Below are 20,748 nucleotides of genomic sequence, written 5' to 3' on the forward strand. Positions count from 1 at the left end.
AATGTTAAGCTAATGTTAACAAATCACTTTCGATCTGTAGACTATCCAAAAATAAAATCGTTTTCTCAATATCGTAATGCAAAATTCGGTCTTCGGTCACTAAAGGAACTTCTACACGATAACTACTTAAGAACATTTCAATAAAATCGCTCGATTTTAATGGACTCCTATAATGTACTGCCTGGCTTGCATTCATTAATTCGATTGCTAAAATACGTTCTAAATTATCTAGAATTCGCAAGGCCTTCGTTGCACCGTTAGCGCCCATACTCACATGATCTTCTTGTCCGTTACTCGAAACAATACTATCAACGCTTGCTGGAGTAGCCAACTGCTTGTTTTGACTTGCAATACTTGCAGCAGTATATTGTGGAATCATAAATCCCGAATTTAGACCAGGATTATCTACTAAAAAAGCAGGAAGATTACGCAATCCCGAAATTAATTGATAGGTTCTTCGCTCAGAAATACTTCCTAATTCTGCCAAGGCAATTCCGATAAAATCTAAAGCCAAAGCCAAAGGTTGTCCGTGAAAATTTCCACCAGAAATAATTTCGTCACTATCTACAAAAACATTTGGATTGTCTGTTACCGAATTAACTTCTGTTTTAAAGACTTTTTGCACGTATTCGATCGCGTCCTTTGAAGCTCCATGCACTTGAGGCATACATCTAAAGGAGTAAGGATCCTGAACGTGAGATTTATTCTGAGCAATTATCTCACTTCCATCTAAGAATTCTTTGATGCGATTTGCCGTTTGAATTTGTCCTTTATGCGGTCTAATAAAATGAATCAGCTCATTAAAAGGCTCTATTCTGCCATCAAACCCTTCCAAAGATATTGCACCGATTAAATCGGCTAAATACGATAATTTGTATGCTTTTAAGATAATATGAGTTCCATAAGCACTCATGAACTGGGTACCATTCAACAAAGCTAATCCTTCTTTAGATTTTAAGATAACAGGATCCCATTTGAATTTTTCCAAAACTTCAGCCGATGAAACTTTCTTTCCTTCGTAGCAAACTTCACCTAATCCTAATAAAGGCAAAGATAAATGCGCCAAGGGAGCCAAATCGCCAGAAGCACCTAAAGAACCTTGCGTATATATTATTGGTAGAACATCATTGTTGAAAAAATCTACTAAGCGCTGAACAGTTTCCAACTGTATGCCTGAGTAACCGTAACTTAAAGATTGAATTTTAAGAAGCAACATTAATTTCACAATATGCGATGGCACTTCGTCGCCAGTACCACAAGCATGAGATTTAACTAGATTTTCTTGCAGTTTAGATAGATTTTCATTTGAAATTTTTACATTACAAAGCGATCCAAAACCAGTATTTATGCCATAAATGGGACCAGAATGTGACGCCATCTTTTTATCTAAATAATCTCTGCATTTCAAAATGTTAACTTTTGCTTCATCTGAAAGCTCGATTTTCTTCTGTTCCATTACAATTTCTTGAATGATTTCAAAAGTAAGCAGCTCGTTTGTTATGTAATGGATATTGTTCATTAGTTTTTTATTTTCGAGGCCAAAATTCAACAAATCCACATTGAAAAGCAATGAATTTTACGATTATTTCAAAATTCAACTAAAAATGACAGTTCGACTTTAGGATAGAAAATTTCGGTAGCTTTTTTTAAATTACTTACAATTGGATACAAAAAACAATCAAATTTTATTTTTTTAAGAAACAAATAAAGAAAAACATACAATTACACTGTTTTAAACGAGATAAAAAATTGAAATTTAGGAAAATATTAAATATTAAATATACGAATATGATACTTTAACTCTACATAATTTAACAAAAGCTCAGTATTAATTTCCTGACAAAGAAAAAATTATAAAATTCACAAAAAAGCTTGTCTTACTTTTTGTTCCCTACAAAAAGAGCTACTTTTGAAATATCAAAATGAAAAATAATAGCACCACATATCATTCTACACTTGCAATTCCGTCTGGAGTTGTAACTGCTATTATTACAACATCTACTACTACAACTACTACCCTTTAGGGGTATACATTTTTACATATAATCCTGTTGTTGCTCTTTTTTCGAAAAAGAAGAAAGTCATTGGATACGTATAAACATTCGCATTTATAAAATAAAAAACACACAATGAAAGTATTAAAATTTGGTGGATCATCAGTTGCCAATGCCCAAAATATAAAATTAGTTCTTGATATTATTAACAATAAATCAGAAAAAGAAAAATTAGTCGTTGTTGTTTCTGCCTTAAGCAAAGTAACGGATATGCTACAATTGGCAGCGGCAAAAGCGGCGGCAAATGACGAAAGCTTTAAAGAAATTATTGCCGAAATTGAAAAGAAACACCTTGATACTCTAAAAGAATTTATTCCGGTAAGTGAGCAAAGCAGCTTGTTGAGTCATATAAAACGAATAATTAATCACTTAGAAACCTTACTAGATGGTTGTTTTCTACTGGGAGAATTATCACCCAGAACGGCTGATACAATTTTAAGTTTTGGCGAACTACTCTCTTCATTTGTAATTTCTGAAGCTTTAAAGAAAACGAACCCTAATAGCGGTTACAAAGACAGCCGTGAATTAATAAAAACCAACAATCATTTTGGAAAAGCAGCCGTAAACTTTGAGATAACGAACCAATTAATCAATGACTATTTTAGTGTTAATTCGAATCAAGTCGTTGTAATTCCGGGGTTTATCGGGTCAACTGATGACGGCATTGTAACTACCTTAGGACGCGGCGGTTCAGATTACAGTGCTGCTATTTTAGCCAATGCTCTCGATGCAAAAGAATTACAAATCTGGACTGACGTCAACGGAATGTTTACAGCGAACCCTAAAATTGTAAAACAAGCGCAATCCATTGCAACGATCTCATATCAAGAAGCGATGGAATTATCGCATTTTGGTGCAAAAGTTTTGTATCCACCCACAATTCAACCGGTTTTACGAAAAAACATTCCAATAATCATTAAAAACACCTTCGATCCAGAGGCCGAAGGAACTTACATTTCAAACAGTAATATTCCGCATGACAATCCTGTAAAAGGAATTAGCTATATTGATAAAATTACTTTAATTACTTTAGAAGGTCCCGGAATGATTGGGGTTTCTGGTTCATCTAAACGATTATTTGAAGTTTTATCGTCAGAGCAAATCAACGTTATTTTTATTACACAAGCTTCATCTGAGCATTCAATATGTATTGGTGTTCTAAGCTCTGATGCTGAAAATGCCGAAATTGCGATCAATAAAGCTTTTGAAGTTGAAATTTTACAGCATAAAGTAGATCCGTGTATCGTCGAAAACAACTTGTGCATCATTGCTTTGGTTGGTGAAAACATGAAAAATCATCAAGGTTTGAGCGGAAGAATGTTTAGTACTCTAGGAAAAAATAACGTAAATATTCGTGCCATTGCGCAAGGTGCTTCCGAGAGAAATATCTCGGCAGTAATTAACGAACGTGATGTTAAGAAAGCGTTGAATACTTTACACGAAAATTTCTTTGAGGAAAATACAGTTCAATTGAACTTATTCGTGATGGGAGTTGGAAACGTCGGTGAAAAATTCATCGAACAAATTCACAGTCAACGAAAGTTTTTAAAGGAAAATTTAAAAATAAATGTGCGTGTCATCGCATTGTCAAATTCAAGAAAAATGATTTTTGATGAAGATGGAATTTCATTGAAAGAATGGCAGGCTAAACTGGATAACGGAGAAACTGCTGATAAAGATCTTTTTACTGAAAAGGCAAAAGAGTTGAATTTACGCAATAGTATATTTGTAGATATTACTGCAAATGAAAGTGTATCTGAGACCTATGCAGAATTTTTAAAACAAAGTATCGCTGTAGTAACTTGTAATAAAATTGCTTGTTCTTCGGCATATGACAATTACAAAAAACTAAAAACATTATCACGCCAATACAACGCCCCATTTTTGTTTGAAACTAATGTTGGCGCTGGTTTACCAATTATTGATACCGTAAAAAACCTTATTGCCTCTGGTGATAAAGTGAATAAAATACAGGCTGTTTTATCAGGAAGTTTGAACTTTATCTTTAATAATTTTGATGAAAACAATTCTTTTCATGATGTTGTTAAAGAAGCAGGCGTTCAAGGTTTTACAGAACCAGATCCTAAAATTGATTTGAGCGGAATTGATGTTGCTCGTAAAATATTGATTTTAATTCGCGAAAGCGGCTACGAAATGGATATTGATGCCATCGAAAACAAATCGTTTATGCCTGCAGCTTGTTTGGCAACCACAAATAATGAGGATTTCTTTGCTTCTTTAACTAAAAATGCAGCACACTTTGAAGCGATTTATAAAGAAGCTTTAAGCAAAGATTCTCGATTGAAATATGTGGCAACATTCGAAAACGGAAAAGCAAGTGTTGGTTTAGAATTTATTCCGAAAGACCATCCATTTTACAATTTGGAAGGAAAAGACAATATTGTTCTATTTTACACAGATCGTTATGTTGACCAACCTTTATTGATAAAAGGCGCAGGTGCTGGTGCAGCTGTTACGGCTTCAGGGATTTTTGCAGATGTAATAAGAATTGGAAATAACTAGAAAGACAATAATAAAGCAGCAGCGGTAAAAGTAAAGCCGCCAAAAACTAAAATTTGCCAATCTGAACCTATATTATAATGAATGAAATAAAAGTTTTTTGTCCAGCTACTATTGCGAACCTTTCTTGTGGATTTGATGTCCTAGGATTGTGTTTGGATAATGTGGGCGACGAGATGATTATTCGAAAATCAACCCAAAAAGGTATTAGAATTACTAAAATAGAAGGAGCCGATTTGCCACTTGAAACAGAAAAAAATGTAGCTGGTGTTGCCTTATTAGCGATGTTAGAAGAAGTTAACGCTGATTTTGGTTTTGAAATAGAAATATACAAACACATCAAAGCAGGTAGCGGAATTGGTAGCAGCGCTGCGAGTTCGGCCGGTGCTGTCTTTGGTGCCAATGAATTATTAGGCAGACCGTTTACCCGAAAAGAATTGGTAAAATTTGCGATGCAAGGTGAAAAACTTGCTTCAGGAAACGCACATGCAGACAATGTCGCTCCTGCCCTATTGGGTGGTTTTACGTTAGTTCGTTCTTCGTCGCCGTTGGATATTATTAAAATTGAAAGTCCGTCGCTATTGTACGCTACTGTTATTCATCCGCAAATTGAACTAAAAACTTCTGACGCACGTTCTGTATTAAAACAAACTGTTTCCTTAAAAAGTGCGATTACCCAGTGGGGAAATGTTGGGGGTTTGATTGCTGGTTTATACACCAAAGATTACGAACTAATAGGTCGCTCGCTGCACGATGAAATTGTAGAACCTTTGCGAAGCGTTTTAATTCCCGGTTTTCACCTAATTAAGCAAACTGCTTACGAGCATGGTGCGTTGGGTTCTGGAATTTCAGGTTCTGGACCTTCTATTTTTGCATTAAGCAAAGGAAAAGAAAAAGCAGATAAAATTGCAGCAGCCATGTGCGCTGTTTATGACAAAATGAGTTTGCCTTATGAAATTCATGTTTGCAAGGTGAACGACGAAGGAATGAGAATTATAGAATAAGTATTAAGTTATGAGTAGTAAGTAGTACTATTATTAGACACTTACACTCTTTATTAATTTTTTAAGAAATGAAATATTACAGTTTAAACCACAATGCACCAAAAGTTTGTTTTAAAGAAGCAGTTATTCAAGGATTAGCTTCTGACAAAGGTTTGTATTTCCCTGAAGAAATCGCTCCATTAGAAAAGAGTTTTTTTGAGAATATTGAGAATCTAAGCAATGAAAAAATTGCGTATGAAGTCATCAAACAATTTGTTGGAGATGCTATTCCAAATACCATTTTACAAGATATTGTAGATGAGACTTTATGTTTTGATTTTCCTATAGTGGAAGTTGAAAAAGGAATCTACTCTTTAGAATTGTTTCACGGACCTACGATGGCTTTTAAAGATGTAGGAGCACGTTTTATGTCGCGCTGTTTGGGTTATTTCAACAAGGACAAAAAAGACAATAAAAATACCGTTCTAGTTGCTACTTCAGGAGATACTGGCGGTGCAGTGGCTAACGGATTTCTGGGTGTTAAAGGCGTTGATGTGGTCATTTTATATCCTTCAGGAAAAGTAAGTGACATTCAAGAAAAGCAATTGACAACTTTAGGTCAAAATATCAAAGCTTTAGAAGTTGACGGAGTTTTTGACGATTGTCAAGACATGGTCAAAAAAGCATTTTTAGATGACGCTTTAGCTCATAAAGGTTTAACCTCTGCCAATTCAATTAATATTGCGCGCTGGTTGCCACAAATGTTTTACTTTTTCTTTGCTTACAAAACATTGAAAAGTCAAAACAAAAAATTAATATTCTCTTGTCCTAGCGGTAACTTTGGCAATATTTGCGCTGGAATTATGGCTAAGAAATTAGGCTTACCAATCGAACATTTTGTTGCAGCGACCAATGTAAACGATACTGTTCCCCGATTTTTAAAAAATGGAAACTACGATCCAAAACCTTCAAAAGCAACAATTTCTAATGCGATGGATGTAGGTAATCCAAGTAATTTTATTAGAATTCAAGAATTGTATAATAATGATCTAAAGGCTTTTGAAAAAGACTTTTCTTCTTTTAGTTATACTGATGCCGAAACATTAGTAGCAATGAAACAAATTTACAATTCAGGAGGTTATATTGCTGAGCCACATGGCGCAGTTGGTTATTTAGGATTAAAAAGAGAAGTAGAAAATTACGACAACGCAATCGGAATTTTTCTAGAAACGGCACATCCTATTAAATTTTTAGATGTAGTTGAACCCGCATTGGGTGTTAAACTTCCCATTCCTACCCAAATAGAAAGTGTGATGGGTAAGGATAAAGTAAGTACAAAAATTGCAACTTATGAAGAATTGAGAAACTTTTTAAATGCAAACTAAAGTTTTACTATTTAAATAAAAAAAAGACGATGTTTTAAGAAACATCGCCTTTTTTTAACTAACCAAAACCAAAATAATAAATAACCAGTTTATTACACTACAAAGATACTGTAGTAGTACAAGCGATTGTGCCAACATACAGTTATTACTTTGTTTATTAATTGTTAAAAAAAAATAATAATTACAATCACGGGGTATGGTAAAGTCTGAAATCTAACAATTTGCAAGCCTCATAATGCTTTTGATGCAACTCTTCTACAATATCGATCAAATCTTCTTCTTCTTGACAAAGTCTAAAAAATGCAAAGTCCAATTGCATGCTGGTCATTTTTGGTGGTAATGAAATGCCGTAACCCGAAATTGCTCTTGCCCCAGTTACATCCAAAAAATATTGCGCCTCTTCCGAAGCTAAATCTAGCGCTTTAATATTCGAAAAGTGAACAATTTTGCCTTTCAACTTTCCTTCAAAAAGTTCGGCTATTTCTTGTAAACTATAAAAGTAGTCATGTAAGCAAATCATATTATCTTGACCTGGCACCACAAGATAGATTATTTCGTAGTCCTTAAAATTATGATCATCGTAAAGTAGTGCGCCCAAACTTTCTTCTAGTCCTTCAATGGTATCACATGCTTTATAAATACTAGAAACGCCATGAGCAAAAGCCAATTTTTCTAAACCATTTACAACTTCTGTAGTTGTGTTAATTTCTACATCGGTTACTGCTTCAAGGCAAAAAATAAAAGTTTCATTTTCCATCAATAAAAGTGTTTTTCTCAACATTTAAAAAAACGAAGTTACACTTTTATAAAAAATACGACAATCAGAATTTACTTTAATTAGAAGTAACCGTTTTTGGAGAAATTCTTGATATTTCTAGTAAATAAGTTCCGTCAGGTAAATCATTAATATTAACTACTGCATTGATACTCCCTAAAACTTTTTGTTACTGTGAGAAAATCTCAATTGCTTTCTGATTAGTACCAATTAATTCAGTTCCTATCGTAGGACTACTTTTCTTTGTAACTACAGCAGTTTTTACAGGAACTTTATCCGTTCTTTTTAATTTAGCCAAATCTCGTTGTAGCAGGATAATCGATGATTTTTCCTTAAAATAAATTGGAGAAACGTGCTCACTAGTTAGCGCTACATAAAAAATCTTAAGATCATCTTTATCTGCATTTATACCAACGGTCGAATTTATTTTCCTAAACTAAAAAAAGTGCGTCTAGTAAACCGTTCTGTGGTTTTTTTAGACGCAATTAACTCGCCGTTGCGATATATATTTGAATTCGTATCATCAAAAGTAGCAACATAATTATACCATAAATCTGCCGCTAAAGAAGTACTAGCTCTGATATCATTTGATGGCCTCCAACCTTCTAAACTTAGATTTGAATTTGAATTAAAAGCAGCTTGGTGTATTAATCCGAAATACTGAGCATTATAGGTCGTTCCATAAACCCGAATATAATTTGCTTCCGCGATGTCATTAAATTTTACCTATAGCAACTTTTCGAGCAGCATTATTTTGCGGTAGATCATTAATCAGTACTTCTACATCTGTAGTAGCCAAATGCAAAGGGCTGTTAGCGATTCCAAATCGATCACTTACATAAGTCGGCTATCCATAAAAGTAATTGTGGTAGCTGTATTTATAATAGTAGCATTAAAAATAAATTCTTGAATTGCCGTTTGAGCATTTATGACAACGCTGTTAGCCATCAGTAGTGTTCGCAAAGTCTTTTCATAATAAATAGGATTTAGGAAGGGAAAGCAAGGAAGGCATCTCAGTCAAGCGAAAGTATATTTTTAAAATGATGCTTGAAAAGGAGACCGTCCATCGACAAAAGAAGTCGAATAACCAGCAATACATAGAAATACGTAACAGCCATTTTAACTGTTCATTGTGCTACAAAATCTTTAAGAGCAAGTGAGAAAAAAAATCGCATAAAAAAACTCCAAACTTGCATTTGGAGTTTTTATGTTATTGAACAAAATTATTTTACAAATTCTATTTTTTGTGCTTCCTCTTCGTTTATACTATCAAAGAAACCTTGATCATTCATCCAATCATCACTAAATACTTTACTCATGTAGCGTGATCCGTGATCAGGGAAAATAGCGATAACATTGCTGTTTTTATCAAATTCGCCTTCTTCTGCATATTGTCTAATCGCTTGCAAAACGGCTCCTGAAGTATATCCTACAAAAAGACCTTCTTTTCTTGTAATTTCTCTCGCAGCGTGCGCGCTTTCTTCATCAGTAACCTTAATAAACTTATCAATAAGATCAAAATCTGTTGCTGATGGAATTAAATTTTTACCCAATCCTTCAATACGATACGGATATATTTCCTTTGTATCAAATTCTTTGGTTTCATGATACTTCTTTAAAACGGAACCAAAAGCGTCCACTCCTAAAATTTTAATAGCTGGATTTTGCTCTTTTAAAAACTTGGCAGTTCCTGAAATTGTTCCTCCTGTACCGCTGCACGCTACCAAATGGGTAATTTTACCATTGGTTTGGTTCCAGATTTCTGGACCCGTAGTGTTGTAATGTGCATCGATATTTAATTGATTAAAGTATTGATTGATGTAAACCGAACCCTTTGTCTCTTCATGCAATCGTTTGGCAACACTGTAATAAGATCTTTCATCGTCTGCAGATACATGCGCGGGACAAACATAAACTTTGGCTCCCAAACTGCGCAACATATCAATTTTATCTTTCGATGATTTTGAACTTACAGCCAAAATGCAACTGTACCCCTTTATAATACTAACCATTGCTAAACTAAAACCGGTGTTACCACTGGTTGTTTCAATAATGGTATCGCCTGGAGTCAAAATTCCTTTCTTCTCGGCTTCTTCAATAATATATAAGGCAATTCTATCTTTTGAGGAATGTCCCGGATTAAAAGCTTCTACCTTCGCGTAGAAATTTCCTTCTAACTTTTCGGTGACTTTGTTTAGCTTAATAAGCGGTGTATTGCCTATTAACTCTAGAACATTATTGTAAGCGTTTATTTCTTCTTTCATAAAAAAATAGTTAATCGAGTTGTACTAACTAAAACTCGATAGGGTGCAAATTTAACAAAAAAAATCTAATTAGATTTTAATTTTCTCTAAATCTAATAAAAAACTAAACTCTTTGGCTAACTCTTTTAGTGCCTCGAAGCGTCCTGAAGCACCGCCATGACCCGCATCCATGTTAGTATCTAAAAATAATAATTTTTCTGTAGTTTTATTTTGTCGCAGTCTTGCAACCCATTTGGCAGGTTCCCAATATTGCACCTGTGAGTCGTGTAAACCAGTAGAAACGTACATATTAGGATAATCCTGCTTTTTAACGTTATCGTATGGTGAATACGAAAGCATGTACTCAAAATACTCTTTTTTGTTCGGATTCCCCCATTCGTCATACTCTCCTGTTGTCAACGGAATCGTATCATCGAGCATAGTCGTCATCACGTCTACAAATGGAACTTGTGCAATCATCCCGTTGTATAATTCTGGCGCCCAATTGGCCACAACTCCCATTAATAATCCACCAGCAGAACCACCTTCGGCATACAGATGTTCGGGTGAAGTGTACTGTTGATTTATTACATATTTAGAACATGTGATGTAATCAGAAAACGTGTTTTTCTTTTTTAATAATTTACCGTCTTCATACCAGTCTCTTCCTAAATCTTCGCCTCCGCGAACGTGAGCAATTGCATACACAAAACCTCTGTCTAACAGAGACAAACGGGTAGACGAAAAATAAGCATCCATAGTAACACCATAAGAACCGTAGGCGTACAGTAGCAAAGGATTGCTACTATCTTTCTTCAATCCTTTGCGATAAATCATCGAAATCGGCACTTTCACTCCATCTTCAGCTGTTGCCCAAACTCGCTCCTCTACATAATTTTCTTTATCAAATTTTCCTCCTAAAACTTGTTGCTCTTTTAGTACTGTTTTGACTTTCGTCTTCATATTAAAGTCAATTATCGAAGCAGGAGTTGCCAACGACTGATAACTGTATCGTAAAATATCTGTATCGAAGTCAAGGTTGGTCGTACTGTAGGCGCTGTATGTTTCGCTATCAAAAGGCAAATAGTAATCGGTTGAACCGTCCCAAGATTGAATACGAATGCGATTTAATCCGTTCGAACGTTCTTCTAAAACTAAAAAGTTTTTAAAAATTTCAATTTCTTCCAACAAAACATCTTCTCGGTGCATGATCACCTCTTTCCAATGCTTTTTTTCTGTAGCATTTTCGGGAGTTTTCATCAATTTAAAATTGGTTGCTTTGTCTTTATTGGTTAAAATATAAAAATGATCCTCATAATGAGAAATACTATATTCTAGGCCTCTAATTCTTTTTTGAAAAATTTTAAATTCAGCATCAGGAGTATCCGCATTTACGATTCTAAATTCATTCGTTAATGTGCTGCCCGAAGCAATGACGATGTACTTCCTAGATTTTTCTTTTCCGATAGAAACATCAAACGTATCATCTGTTTCTTCAAATACTAAGATATCATCAACTACATCAGTATTTAATTTGTGTTTAAAAACCTTATCAGAACGCAGCGTTACTGTGTCCTGCTTGGTGTAAAAAATTGTCGAATTATCATTGGCCCAAAGAGAGCTTCCTGTTACATTCTCTATTTTGTCAGGTAAAATTCGGTCTGTTTCGAGATCTTTTATCTGAACTGTGTAGATGCGACGACCAACAGTGTCCATTGCAAAACTTATAAATTTGTTGTTTTCGCTAACACTAAGTCCGCCTAATTTAAAATAAGCATGACCTTCTGCCATTTTATTACAATCGAATAATATTTCTTCAGCAGCAGTTAAACTTCCTTTCTTACGAGCGTAAATCGGATAGCCTTTTCCTGTTTCAAAACGTGTAATATAAAAATATCCATTATAGAAATAAGGCACCGATGAATCATCTTCTTTTATTCTTGCTTTCATTTCTTCGAAAAGTGAATGCTGAAAGTCTTTGGTATGCGCAGTCATTGTATTATAATAGTCATTCTCCTGATTTAAGTACGCTATCACCTCAGGATTTTCACGATCATTTAACCAAAAATAATTGTCAACTCTGGTCGTTCCAAATTTTTTTAGGTTTGTAGGATTTAGTTTAGCAATTGGAAATTGTAAATCTTTTGTCATTATTTGTGCTTTCGTTTGTATAAAAGAAGCTGCAAAAATAAGGCAAAGCAATTTTAAAAGAGCGCTGTTTTTCATCTAATTTAACATTGATTATTGAACTAATTTACTAATTTCGTACTAGATAATTTAAAATTATACAAAATGGATTTAATGGGAATGATGGGTAAACTTAAAGAAACCCAACAAAAAATTGAAGATACAAAAAAGCGTCTGGACACTGTTTTGGTTGATGAAGAGAGTGCAGATGGCTTGTTAAAGGTTACATTAACAGCTAATACTAAAATAAAATCAATTTCTATTGCTGATTCTTTGTTAGAAGATAAAGAGCAATTAGAAGATTATTTGATTGTTACTTTGAACAAAGCGATTGAAAAAGCAAGTAGCATTAATCAGACAGAATTAGACGCCGTTACCAAAATGGATATGCCAATGATTCCTGGAATGGATGAATTGTTTAAATAAAAAACTGCTTATTTAAAGCGAACACATCAATAGACGATTATATTTATAGTCGTCTTTTTTTATATATTTGAAGAAAATAAAATAAAAATCTATGTTTAAACTACTTGCTCAAATTAATAAGTTCTTACTGCCTAGTTTTACAAAACAAAGATTAGATTTAGCAAAAGCAACCAAATGGCAAATGGCCGTTATTGGTTACCGCTATTTTGTAACTACCAGAGCATTAAGCTAATAATTTGAAATATATGAATAAAAAATGGAGCTAATTTAACTCCATTTTTGTATATCTAATAATTTTATTTAACTCAGAATGTTATAATCCTAAAACCTTTGCCGTACGATCTCTAACCGTATGTAGCAATTCTGGTTTGTCATTTAAAGTTTGACCAAATGAAGGAATCATTTCTTTAAATTTAGATTGCCATTCGATAGTTTTTGCTTGCTCATGAAAACACTTATCAATCAAGCTCAGCATAATCGACACTGCAGTCGAAGCACCTGGCGAAGCACCTAACAATACTGCCATTGTTCCGTCGTGAGTAGTGATTACTTCTGTTCCAAATTCTAAAACACCTCCTTTTTTCTCATCGTTTTTAATCACTTGTACACGTTGTCCTGCTCGTTCTAATACCCAATCTTCTGCTTTGGCAGTAGGTAAATATTCGCGCAAAGCATCAATACGATCATCTTGTGACTGACGCACTTGTTGAATTAGATATTTAGTTAAAGGAATATTTTTAATTCCCGCTGAAAGCATAGGTATAATATTGTCAAACTGAATAGAAAGTGGTAAATCTGTGTACGAACCATTTTTTAAAAATCGAGTCGAAAATCCAGCAAAAGGTCCAAATAATAATTGTTTTTCACCATCAATTACACGGGTATCAACGTGCGGAACTGACATTGGTGGTGCACCAACACTAGCTTTTCCGTATACCTTTGCTGCGTGCTGCGCAATAACTTCTGGGTTTGTACATTTTAACCATTGGCCACTAACGGGAAAACCTCCGTAGCCTTTTCCTTCAGGAACATCTGCTTTTTCTAGCAATGGCAAAGAGCCACCTCCTGCTCCAATAAATAAAAACTTAGTATCTATTTTGCTTTTTTTACCAGTAGCGAGATCTTTTACTTTCACTCTCCAGGTTTTGTCTTCTAACTGCTTTAACTTTTTTACTTCATGATGAAAATGCATTGTTACTCCGTCTAATTTCGACAAATAGTCAAACATACTTCTTGTTAAGGCACCAAAATTAACATCTGTACCAATTGGCATAGATGTCGCTGCAACTGGCTCTACAGTAGCTCTTCCTTTCATGACCAAAGGCATCCATTTTGCCAGGACCTCAAAATCTTTACTAAAAACCATTTCTTGAAATAAAGGATGCTTTGTTAACGCTTCAAAACGTGTTTTTAAAAATGCTACGTTTTCTTGTCCCCATACAAAACTCACGTGCGGAATGCCTTTTATAAAATTTTCTGGTGCAGGCAATTTACTCTGCTCGACTAAGTACGACCAAAACTGACGAGAGATTTCAAAAGATTCGGCTATAGCAACTGCTTTTTTAGTTTCAACACTTCCGTCTTCTTTCTGAGGAGTGTAATTAAGCTCACAAAATGCTGAATGTCCTGTTCCTGCATTATTCCAAGCATCAGAGCTTTCGGCAGCAGCAACATCAAGTCTTTCGTAAATTTCAATTTTTAAATCAGGTTGTAACTCTTTTAACATAACTCCAAGAGTTGCGCTCATAATACCTGCGCCTATTAGCACAACCTCTGTATTTGAACGCATTATAGTGTCGGTCATCGCGATTTTATTTAAGAAAGCGCAAAGATACTTTATAAAATTTCAAAAAAAAAGTATATTTTTTATCTTAAAAGTTATAGAATCCAATGGACTACTATTTGATTATGATTTTATAATCGTCTAGAAGCGAGATAATCTTGTAACATAATTGTTGAAGAAATTTCATCGATCAATGCTTTATTCTGGCGCTGTTTCTTACTTAATCCACTATCAATCATTGTTTGGAACGCCATTTTTGAAGTAAACCGCTCGTCCATACGTACCACTTTCATGTCTGGAAAAATATTTGAAAAGTGAGTCACAAAACCTTTTATAATGTTAGCACTTTCTGAAGGTTGACCGTTCATTTGCTTAGGCTCGCCAATTACCACCACTTCTACTTTTTCTTTAGAGAAATAGTCTTTTAGGAAATCAATCAGAGTATGAGTTGGAATTGTAGTGAGTCCAGAAGCAATGATTTGCATTTCGTCTGTTACTGCAATTCCAGTGCGTTTTTGTCCGTAATCTATTGCTAGAACTCTTGGCATAATTTGATAATTTTGAGCAAAGATAACAAAAACAAAGAGGAGAAATTTTCAAAAAAAACATCCGTTTCGAATCAATCAAAACGGATGCTTTACACTACATCAATTTATTTAAAAAAAACTATCTATTAAAAAATCGGCCAAAAAAACCTTTTTCTTCTTCTTCTTTATCTTCCACAACATTTTCAGTAAATGCTTGTTGCTTTTGCTGTGCTCTTTCGTGTTCGAAAATAAGATCTTTAATGTATTCTACATAAGTTCGGTTCTTTTCTTCTAGGAAACCAATCAAATATTTTTCGCTATATTTCACTCCACTTGCTGCCTCAATTTGTAATAACTTTTTGTACAAAGGTTCAATGCTCATCGAAATGACTTCCTGTGCAACAGACTTTCTTCTTCCAAATATATTAGCAATTTCTCCATTTTCATCTTTGGTAACTTCAAAATCGGTAACAACCCAATAGTAACGACCCGATTTAGCTAAATTTTTAACAATGGCATGAAAATTATTCCCTTGTTTCAAATTTTCCCACAACACTTTAAAAATAACTTTAGGCATGTCTGGATGTCTAATGATATTATGAGGCTGCCCCATAAGCTCATAATCTTCATAGCCACAAACGTCTACAAAAACTTCATTCGCATATTCTATAATTCCGAACGAATTAGTTTTACTCATAATAGTCTGTGTCTTATCCCAAGAAACTTCCTTGTCAATAATTGTTGGTGTGAACTGCGATTGATTGTCTAAACTCATTTCGAAATAATTAAAATGTTATATGATTTAAAGCGTACAAAAGTACAAGGATGAAATAGCTTTAATACTGATAAATATCAGTAAAACAGTAAAAACGAAGAAATTGGATCGATTTGATTGAAGATGGTATATCACAAAAACAATTAAAATGTTACTATCGAGTGGCTGTATTTGTTTTAAAAAGAAATCGAATTATCTTTGTTGAAAATCTAAAAAACATGAATTCTTTACAAACTATTATAGAACAAGCTTGGGAAAACAGAGCTTTGTTACAAGAAACTGCTACCACTGATGCAATTAGAGACGTTATTGCACTTTTGGATGCAGGAAAACTACGTGTAGCTGAACCAATTGGTGACAAGTGGCAAGTTAACGAGTGGGTGAAAAAAGCAGTAGTATTGTATTTTCCTATTCAGAAAATGGAAACTTGGGAAGCTGGAATCTTTGAATACCATGATAAAATGGAATTGAAAAAAGACTATGCCGCAAAAGGGGTACGAGTGGTTCCTGGAGCATCAGCACGTTACGGTTCTTACATTTCTAGCGGAGTTATTATGATGCCAAGTTATGTAAATATTGGTGCTTATGTAGACGCTGGAACAATGGTAGATACTTGGGCAACTGTGGGTAGTTGTGCGCAAATTGGTAAAGATGTTCACTTAAGTGGCGGTGTTGGTATTGGAGGGGTTTTAGAGCCTTTGCAAGCTGCACCAGTTATTATTGAGGATGGTGCCTTTGTTGGTTCTCGTTGCATTGTTGTGGAAGGAGTACATATTGGAAAAGAAGCGGTTTTAGGTGCAAATGTGTGTTTAACTGCGTCAACAAAAATTATTGACGTAACGGGAGAAACTCCTGTCGAAATGAAAGGTTTTGTTCCTGCTCGTTCGGTAGTAATTCCTGGAAGTTATACCAAAAAATTTGCGGCTGGCGAATACCAAGTTCCTTGTGCTTTAATTATTGGAACTCGTAAGCCATCGACGGACTTAAAAACATCGTTAAATAATGCATTGCGTGAGTACGACGTAGCGGTTTAATTGAATTTTAAATATATCATTCTGATCCAGATTCTATTATTAAAATAGAATCTGGATTTTTTTATACTTTTTTTTGTAGGATTCGTCAAATGAATTAAGTTTGCACCAATTAAAAACCCAAATTTAATTCAATTTTCACCGATGAATAATTATAAGAATAACAGTATTATTCTGCTTCAAAGATTACTTTTGGTTATTATAATTTATCAAATCACTCGATTTTTATTTTATATTTTCAATACTTCTTCGTTTACTACTTTTGATTTTCAGACCGTAAAAGGCGGACTTATATTTGATTTAGCAGCTATAGGGTACTTGAATCTTATATTTATTGTTGCCCATTTAGTTCCAGGAAATTTTAAATATTCAGTAAACTATCAAAAAGGCCTTAAAATTTCCTTTTATGCGCTTAACCTTTTGTTTATTGCCACCAACTTTATCGATATTATATATTATCGCTTTACAGGAAGACGCAGTACTTTTAGTATGATTACCGCCAAAGGAATGGAACGTGAAGCCTTCGGATTAATTCCGTCCTTTTTAAAAGAATTTTGGTATGTTGGCGTTTTATTTCTTGTATTTTCTTATCTATTTTGGAAATTACTTCCAAATTTTAGGGCTTTAAAAACTATTGAGCCTTTAACCAAAACTATTATCACAAGACAATTAAGCTTTTTAATACTTGTCGTAGCTTTTGGACTAATCGTAGCTCGCGGCGGATTTAGAAAAAAACCAATTAAAATTGTAGATGCAGTTGTTTATGCCGAAATTGGAACCTCAGGCTTAGTATTAAATACTCCTTTTTGTATCTTAAAAACAATTACAAAGAAAGAAGATATTGAAAAGTGTAATTTTTTTAATGAAAAAGAATTGGTTTCCATCTACGATCCGTTAATACTCTTAAATTCGAAAGAAAACACCGTAAAAAAGAACGTGGTTGTAATTATTTTAGAAAGTTTTGGAGATGAAAATGTGGGTCGAGGTTACACCCCATTTTTAGATTCATTAATTACAAAATCGTATTATTTTAAAAATGGCTACGCTAACGGAAGAGTTTCAATAGATGCCGTTCCTTCGATATTATCTAGCATTCCAAGTTTAATGAATAGCTCTTTTATATCGTCTAGCTACGCTTTAAACAAAGTAAACGGTTTACCAAAAATATTAAAAAACGAAGGCTACTACACCTCCTTTTTCCACGGTGCTTTTAACGGAAGTCAAAATTTTGACCAATATGCCAAAGTAGCTGGCTTTGATGCATACTATGGAAAAGATGAATATACAGGACCTAAAGCATTTGATGGCAAATGGGGAATTTATGATGAAGAATTTATGCAGTATTTCTGCCAGAAATTAACTGAATTTAAAACGCCTTTCTTCAGTTCAATATTCACAATTTCATCTCATAATCCGTATAAAATACCAGAAAAATATAATGGTAAATTTCCAAAGGGAACTACTACAATACAAGAAAGCATTGGATATACCGACTATGCATTACGTCAGTTTTTTAAAACGGCGCAAACACAGAAATGGTACAAGAACACTCTTTTTGTACTCTCCTCGGATCATACTTCGGCCGAAGGTGACCAGCCCGTTGACCAAACAAGTGTTGGGAAATTTAGTATTCCTATCTTGTTTTTTGACCCTTCTAATCCTGAATTTGTAGGCGTAAACGAACGTAATTTTCAGCAAATTGACATCATGCCAAGCATTGTCGATTACTTGAATATAAAGACTAAAATGATTAGTTTTGGAAAATCATTTCGTTCTAACAAAAATTATGCTGTCTATTATCTCAATAACACGTATCATTACATTGAAGGTGATTATTATATGGCTTTTGATGGTAGTAAACCAGTAGGCCTTTACAACATTAAAAAAGATAAATTGCTACAAAAAAATATACTCAGTTCAGAGCATAAAATAAGAACTCAAATGGATCGTTTTATAAAAGCATACATTCAATCGTTTAATAACCGAATTATTGGAAATGAATTAGCCGCAAAAATCTAATTTGCAAAACGTTTAATAACTAATTAACGAAAGTTTTTTTAAAGGAAATATGAAGATACTAGTTATTCAACAAAAGATGATTGGTGATGTTTTAATCAGCAGTATTATATGTAATAATTTGCGCAAAGCGTATCCCAATTCGCAAATCGATTATTTAGTTTATGCCTCCACTACGCCAGTATTACAAGGCAATTTGAATATTGACAATATTATTATATTTGAAGAAAAACATCGTAAAAGTAAAAAAGAACTTTTAAAACTCGGATTACAAATACGAGCAGAAAAGTACGATCTTTTAATTGATGCGTACTCCAAACTTGAAAGTTGGATATTGGTTTATTTAAGCAATGCCAAGCAACGCATCTCCTATGAAAAACTAGGTCGAAATTTTTTATATACCAATAACATTCCATTTGAACTAGCTCCAAAAACAAACTTAGGACTAGCAATAGAGCGAAGACTTTCGCTATTAAATCCTCTCGAATTATCCATTACAATAGATCCTATTCCGAAGCTATTTGTTTCAGAAGATGAAAATAAAGAAGCACTTCTTCTTTTTAAAAAACATCATGTAAAAAACGGTCGAAAAACAGTCATGATTAGCTTGCTTGGAAGCGAAAAATTAAAAACTTATCCGTTAGACTACATGGCAAAAGTTATTGATTGTATTGCCGATCATACTGATGTTAACATCCTTTTTAATTACTTTCCGAAACAAATCGAAGAGGCGAAAGCAATTTTAAACAGCTGCAAAGCACGTACTAAAGAAAAAGTTTATTTTGATTTATTGGGCGCTGATTTAAGAAAATTCATAGCAATCATGAATCAATGTGATCTTATTATCGGTAATGATGGCGGAGCAATAAATATGGCCAAAGCATTGCAAAAACCTTCATTTATTATTTTTTCGCCTTGGATTGAAAAAAAGATATGGGCCACTTTTGAAGATGGTTTACACCACGTTTCTGTTCATTTAAACGATTATGAACCCGAAATTTTGGCTAATAAAGCAGAGAAAGAATTAAAAAAAGAGGCTCTTTCATTGTACAAACATTTTAAGCCAAGCTCTTTTGAAAATAAATTAAAAACATTTTTAAGCAATAATCTTCTTTCTACTAAATAAGCCAACTAGCGACGATTAAGCCTTTCAATAAAATTAGTAGTGGATTTGTAAACATTTAGAAAGACAAAAAGATCATTTTATGATATACAAATAGGCAAAGTTTTGCTGCTCCAATTAGAGCATTAAAATATGCAGAACAAAAATTAAGATTTCCAGAATTTTAATTTCTTTTTCAAGCGTTTTTTCTTAGCGAAACGTTCTTGAAAATCTTCGGTTTCAAACCACATTTTTTCAAAAATCTCTATCTCAGATTTTTCTTTATATAACTTTGAATATTCATTGCTCATTACCGCAATCATCTCTTTTTTAGGAGTCAAACGACTGAAATTTTTCATTCTTTGTTCAAAAGTCATATTGTCATGAAAATTCATTCGGTTTAAATCAACAAGAAAAAAGTCATATCTATTATTCTGTTGCTTTTTAATCAATGTATTACCTGGAGAATGATCTAAAAACTCTATCCCTTTTTCATGAAGTTCGAAAGTAAATTTGGTAAACTGACGCAATATGTTATCTCCATCAGGATAGTTCGGAAGTTGTACCAATTCGCGGTACGTCAGTTCGGTTACTAAGTGCTCGCTCGCATAATAACTGTCCTGCAAACCTAGCCAATTAAAGTTTTCTAAATAGGCAATTGGCTTTGGAGTTCCAATACCTCTTTCTAATAAAATGGTAGCATATTCAAACGAGCGTTTAGCTTTTGATTTTCGAAAATTTTTATAAGCAATCTTATTAATTAAATTTGGAATCTTGAACGATTTAATGTTGATTGTTAGTTCTTCTAAATCAAATAATTTTATTTTGTTTCGGTCCCCATTTCCAAATAAACGGCCTACAGAAGTATTAAACTCTTCTATAAATAAGAAAACTTTGTTTGTTTCCTTAAATCCTTCAGAAAATTTTATCTTTTTAATCAT

17 protein-coding genes are annotated in these 20,748 nt (G+C 33.7%); 8 read left to right on the plus strand and 9 right to left on the minus strand.

What is annotated here, in order from left to right; translation table 11 throughout:
• Nucleotides 1-4 precede the first annotated feature (4 nt).
• Nucleotides 5-1,519 carry a histidine ammonia-lyase gene (gene hutH, locus ACRASX_RS14375; protein WP_432221722.1) on the minus strand — a complete coding sequence of 505 codons (1,515 nt, stop codon included), beginning with the start codon at nucleotides 1,517-1,519 and terminating at the stop codon, nucleotides 5-7.
• Nucleotides 1,520-2,129: 610 nt separating this feature from the next.
• Between hutH and thrA the strand changes: the two genes are divergently transcribed.
• From thrA to thrC, 3 genes are all read left to right on the plus strand, one after another.
• Entirely contained in the window at nucleotides 2,130-4,577 is a 2,448-nt protein-coding gene (thrA, locus tag ACRASX_RS14380; protein WP_432221723.1) for a bifunctional aspartate kinase/homoserine dehydrogenase I, read from the plus strand.
• A 77-nt stretch (nucleotides 4,578-4,654) separates the two neighbouring features.
• Nucleotides 4,655-5,578 (plus strand): homoserine kinase, encoded by a 924-nt coding sequence (locus tag ACRASX_RS14385; protein ID WP_432221724.1) that lies wholly within the window; start codon nucleotides 4,655-4,657, stop codon nucleotides 5,576-5,578.
• 68 nt (nucleotides 5,579-5,646) lie between these two features.
• Nucleotides 5,647-6,942: a threonine synthase gene (thrC, locus tag ACRASX_RS14390; RefSeq protein ID WP_432221725.1), complete on the plus strand. Its 1,296-nt coding sequence runs from the start codon at nucleotides 5,647-5,649 to the stop codon at nucleotides 6,940-6,942.
• A 187-nt stretch (nucleotides 6,943-7,129) separates the two neighbouring features.
• Here the strand turns inward: thrC and ACRASX_RS14395 are convergent, their stop codons facing one another.
• The 4 genes from ACRASX_RS14395 to ACRASX_RS14410 all read right to left on the minus strand — a co-directional run bounded on the left by ACRASX_RS14395 (nucleotide 7,130) and on the right by ACRASX_RS14410 (nucleotide 12,111).
• Nucleotides 7,130-7,699: a DUF6642 family protein gene (locus ACRASX_RS14395; protein WP_432221726.1), complete on the minus strand. Its 570-nt coding sequence runs from the start codon at nucleotides 7,697-7,699 to the stop codon at nucleotides 7,130-7,132.
• Between the two features lie 441 nt (nucleotides 7,700-8,140).
• Nucleotides 8,141-8,428, minus strand: coding sequence for a LamG-like jellyroll fold domain-containing protein (locus ACRASX_RS14400; protein ID WP_082706545.1), 288 nt, complete (start codon nucleotides 8,426-8,428; stop codon nucleotides 8,141-8,143).
• 512 nt (nucleotides 8,429-8,940) lie between these two features.
• Nucleotides 8,941-9,981 (minus strand): PLP-dependent cysteine synthase family protein, encoded by a 1,041-nt coding sequence (locus ACRASX_RS14405; RefSeq protein ID WP_066306285.1) that lies wholly within the window; start codon nucleotides 9,979-9,981, stop codon nucleotides 8,941-8,943.
• 69 nt (nucleotides 9,982-10,050) lie between these two features.
• Nucleotides 10,051-12,111, minus strand: coding sequence for a S9 family peptidase (locus ACRASX_RS14410; RefSeq protein WP_432221727.1), 2,061 nt, complete (start codon nucleotides 12,109-12,111; stop codon nucleotides 10,051-10,053).
• A gap of 141 nt (nucleotides 12,112-12,252) precedes the next feature.
• Here ACRASX_RS14410 and ACRASX_RS14415 point away from each other — a divergent pair, with 141 nt between their 5' ends.
• On the plus strand, nucleotides 12,253-12,573 hold the full coding sequence (locus ACRASX_RS14415) for a YbaB/EbfC family nucleoid-associated protein (protein WP_066306279.1): 321 nt from the start codon (nucleotides 12,253-12,255) through the stop codon (nucleotides 12,571-12,573).
• Between the two features lie 91 nt (nucleotides 12,574-12,664).
• Nucleotides 12,665-12,805, plus strand: a complete 141-nt coding sequence (locus ACRASX_RS14420) for an SsrA-binding protein (RefSeq protein ID WP_066306272.1) — start codon at nucleotides 12,665-12,667, stop codon at nucleotides 12,803-12,805.
• A gap of 81 nt (nucleotides 12,806-12,886) precedes the next feature.
• Here the strand turns inward: ACRASX_RS14420 and ACRASX_RS14425 are convergent, their stop codons facing one another.
• The 3 genes from ACRASX_RS14425 to ACRASX_RS14435 all read right to left on the minus strand — a co-directional run bounded on the left by ACRASX_RS14425 (nucleotide 12,887) and on the right by ACRASX_RS14435 (nucleotide 15,658).
• Nucleotides 12,887-14,377, minus strand: a complete 1,491-nt coding sequence (locus tag ACRASX_RS14425; protein ID WP_432221728.1) for a malate:quinone oxidoreductase — start codon at nucleotides 14,375-14,377, stop codon at nucleotides 12,887-12,889.
• A 110-nt stretch (nucleotides 14,378-14,487) separates the two neighbouring features.
• Nucleotides 14,488-14,904 (minus strand): Holliday junction resolvase RuvX, encoded by a 417-nt coding sequence (gene ruvX / locus ACRASX_RS14430; protein ID WP_432221729.1) that lies wholly within the window; start codon nucleotides 14,902-14,904, stop codon nucleotides 14,488-14,490.
• Between the two features lie 118 nt (nucleotides 14,905-15,022).
• Nucleotides 15,023-15,658: a PAS domain-containing protein gene (locus ACRASX_RS14435; protein WP_066306261.1), complete on the minus strand. Its 636-nt coding sequence runs from the start codon at nucleotides 15,656-15,658 to the stop codon at nucleotides 15,023-15,025.
• A gap of 218 nt (nucleotides 15,659-15,876) precedes the next feature.
• Here ACRASX_RS14435 and ACRASX_RS14440 point away from each other — a divergent pair, with 218 nt between their 5' ends.
• From ACRASX_RS14440 to ACRASX_RS14450, 3 genes are all read left to right on the plus strand, one after another.
• A complete protein-coding gene (locus ACRASX_RS14440; protein WP_432221730.1) occupies nucleotides 15,877-16,692 on the plus strand; it encodes a 2,3,4,5-tetrahydropyridine-2,6-dicarboxylate N-succinyltransferase in 816 nt (271 codons plus the stop codon).
• A 141-nt stretch (nucleotides 16,693-16,833) separates the two neighbouring features.
• Complete coding sequence (locus tag ACRASX_RS14445) at nucleotides 16,834-18,708, plus strand: LTA synthase family protein (RefSeq protein ID WP_066306257.1); 1,875 nt, start codon at nucleotides 16,834-16,836, stop codon at nucleotides 18,706-18,708.
• Nucleotides 18,709-18,757: 49 nt separating this feature from the next.
• Nucleotides 18,758-19,831 carry a glycosyltransferase family 9 protein gene (locus ACRASX_RS14450; RefSeq protein WP_432221731.1) on the plus strand — a complete coding sequence of 358 codons (1,074 nt, stop codon included), beginning with the start codon at nucleotides 18,758-18,760 and terminating at the stop codon, nucleotides 19,829-19,831.
• 143 nt (nucleotides 19,832-19,974) lie between these two features.
• On the opposite strand, the gene ACRASX_RS14455 is transcribed toward ACRASX_RS14450, so the two are convergent.
• Nucleotides 19,975-20,748, minus strand: a complete 774-nt coding sequence (locus ACRASX_RS14455) for a Kdo domain containing protein (protein WP_432221732.1) — start codon at nucleotides 20,746-20,748, stop codon at nucleotides 19,975-19,977.

Origin of the sequence: Flavobacterium sp. TMP13 (genome assembly GCF_050847115.1) — a bacterium.
In the GTDB taxonomy this organism is placed as follows: Bacteria; Bacteroidota; Bacteroidia; order Flavobacteriales; family Flavobacteriaceae; genus Flavobacterium.

Excerpts from the sequence above, each read along its gene's own strand:
- hutH (WP_432221722.1), bottom strand. The coding sequence starts at position 1,519 with ATGAACAATATCCATTACATAACAAACGAGCTGCTTACTTTTGAAATC.
- thrA (WP_432221723.1), top strand. The coding sequence starts at position 2,130 with ATGAAAGTATTAAAATTTGGTGGATCATCAGTTGCCAATGCCCAAAAT.
- ACRASX_RS14385 (WP_432221724.1), top strand. The coding sequence starts at position 4,655 with ATGAATGAAATAAAAGTTTTTTGTCCAGCTACTATTGCGAACCTTTCT.
- thrC (WP_432221725.1), top strand. The coding sequence starts at position 5,647 with ATGAAATATTACAGTTTAAACCACAATGCACCAAAAGTTTGTTTTAAA.
- ACRASX_RS14395 (WP_432221726.1), bottom strand. The coding sequence starts at position 7,699 with ATGGAAAATGAAACTTTTATTTTTTGCCTTGAAGCAGTAACCGATGTA.
- ACRASX_RS14405 (WP_066306285.1), bottom strand. The coding sequence starts at position 9,981 with ATGAAAGAAGAAATAAACGCTTACAATAATGTTCTAGAGTTAATAGGC.
- ACRASX_RS14410 (WP_432221727.1), bottom strand. The coding sequence starts at position 12,111 with ATGACAAAAGATTTACAATTTCCAATTGCTAAACTAAATCCTACAAAC.
- ACRASX_RS14415 (WP_066306279.1), top strand. The coding sequence starts at position 12,253 with ATGGATTTAATGGGAATGATGGGTAAACTTAAAGAAACCCAACAAAAA.
- ACRASX_RS14420 (WP_066306272.1), top strand. The coding sequence starts at position 12,665 with ATGTTTAAACTACTTGCTCAAATTAATAAGTTCTTACTGCCTAGTTTT.
- ACRASX_RS14425 (WP_432221728.1), bottom strand. The coding sequence starts at position 14,377 with ATGACCGACACTATAATGCGTTCAAATACAGAGGTTGTGCTAATAGGC.
- ruvX (WP_432221729.1), bottom strand. The coding sequence starts at position 14,904 with ATGCCAAGAGTTCTAGCAATAGATTACGGACAAAAACGCACTGGAATT.
- ACRASX_RS14435 (WP_066306261.1), bottom strand. The coding sequence starts at position 15,658 with ATGAGTTTAGACAATCAATCGCAGTTCACACCAACAATTATTGACAAG.
- ACRASX_RS14440 (WP_432221730.1), top strand. The coding sequence starts at position 15,877 with ATGAATTCTTTACAAACTATTATAGAACAAGCTTGGGAAAACAGAGCT.
- ACRASX_RS14445 (WP_066306257.1), top strand. The coding sequence starts at position 16,834 with ATGAATAATTATAAGAATAACAGTATTATTCTGCTTCAAAGATTACTT.
- ACRASX_RS14450 (WP_432221731.1), top strand. The coding sequence starts at position 18,758 with ATGAAGATACTAGTTATTCAACAAAAGATGATTGGTGATGTTTTAATC.
- ACRASX_RS14455 (WP_432221732.1), bottom strand. The coding sequence starts at position 20,748 with ATGATTAAAAAGATAAAATTTTCTGAAGGATTTAAGGAAACAAACAAA.